Origin of the sequence: Nocardia brevicatena NBRC 12119 (assembly GCF_000308495.1) — a bacterium.
GTDB classification, from domain to species: domain Bacteria; phylum Actinomycetota; class Actinomycetes; order Mycobacteriales; family Mycobacteriaceae; genus Nocardia; species Nocardia brevicatena.
The window spans coordinates 1-1,282 of the sequence record NZ_BAFU01000186.1 but is presented as its reverse complement, the minus strand read 5'-3'; the positions used below and the strand labels follow the sequence as shown (position 1 = coordinate 1,282).

The 1,282-nt window shown below is 65.0% G+C and carries 1 protein-coding gene; it reads right to left on the bottom strand.

Features of this window, described 5'->3' with window-relative positions; translation table 11 throughout:
- Positions 1–59: 59 nt before the first annotated feature.
- Positions 60–1,201, bottom strand: a protein-coding gene (locus ON20_RS25895) for an IS3 family transposase (RefSeq protein ID WP_086009075.1) whose coding sequence is annotated in 2 segments (ribosomal slippage) — positions 60–922 and positions 922–1,201 — 1,143 coding nt in all. Because the reading frame shifts where the segments join, the coding sequence is not laid out codon by codon here.
- Positions 1,202–1,282: the final 81 nt, after the last annotated feature.

Sequence of the window (1,282 nt, the reverse complement as noted above, 5' to 3'; positions counted from 1 at the left end):
TGACCAGTCCCCGATAGCGCGACCACCCGGTTTCAGAGTCGGTGTCGTTTCGTCGGTGTTCAGTTGATGTCGCAGCCCACCGGGTGGTGGGTGTGGGTGCAGGCCGCAGCGTACTCGGCCGGGGTGCGGTAGCCCAGCGCCGAATGCCGGTGCCGGTGGTTGTGCTCGTGTTCGAAATCCGCGATCACCACACGGGCCTCGAGCAGGCTGGTCCAGTGGTTGCGGTTCAGGCACTCGGTGCGCAGGCGTCGGTTGAACGATTCGACGAACCCGTTGTTCCACGGGGTGCCCGGCGGGATATAGCAGATCCCGACCCGGTCTTGGCAAAACGATTGCAGTGCTGCCGAAATCATTTCCGGCCCGTTGTCCAGGCGCAGCACTTTCGGTGCGCCATGGACGGCGAATACCCGCCCGAGCTCAGCGACCAGACGCTCACCGGTGATCGAGCGCTCGACCAGGTGCAGCAGTGACTCGCGGGTGTGCTCATCGATCATCGACGCGATCTTGACCACCCGTCCGTCAGTGGTGGAGTCGAACTGGAAATCCACCGCCCATACCACCTTCGGCGCATCCGCGGCGACCGCCGCCACCGACGAGGCACCGGCCCGTTTACGCGGGTGATGCGCCCGCACCTGCAGGCCTTCTTCCCGCCAGAGCCGGTGGACTTTCTTGATGTTCATCCGGTGGCCTTCGTCGAACCGCAAGGCCGCCCAGGCCCGACGGAACCCGTGACACGGGTTCTTGGCCGCATAGCTCCGCAGCCAGGCCCGCGTCCCGGCATCGGGGTCTGCCGGTGATTGCGCGGCCGGCAACCGGCGATATGTTGACCGAGCAAGCCCAACAACCTTGCACGCGAACCGTTCCGACATGCCCATGACCTCTCCGAGCATGTCCACCGCGCGTCGCTTGGCCGCTGGGCCTGGAATTTTCCCTTCGAGATCTCGCGCAGCGCGTCTTTCTCCAGCTCTGCATCGGCCAACAGCCGCTTCAAACGGGCATTCTGTTCCCGCAGCTCCTCGAGTTCTTTGGCGGCGTCGGTGTCCATACCGCCGTACTGGCGGCGCCAGTTATACAGTGTCGCCGCCGATACTCCCAGGTCAGCGGCGACCTGCTCGCCGGTCAAGCCTTCCGCGGCCAGTTCATCGGCGCGCCGAAGCTTGCGCACGATGTCCTCCGCGGAATGCCGTTTCCGTCCAGCCATGGTTCCCATCGTCCCTTCTGGCCCTCACCAGGGCCAACGAGACTCTAATTCCGGCTGGTCGCATCCATGGGGAGCGGGTCA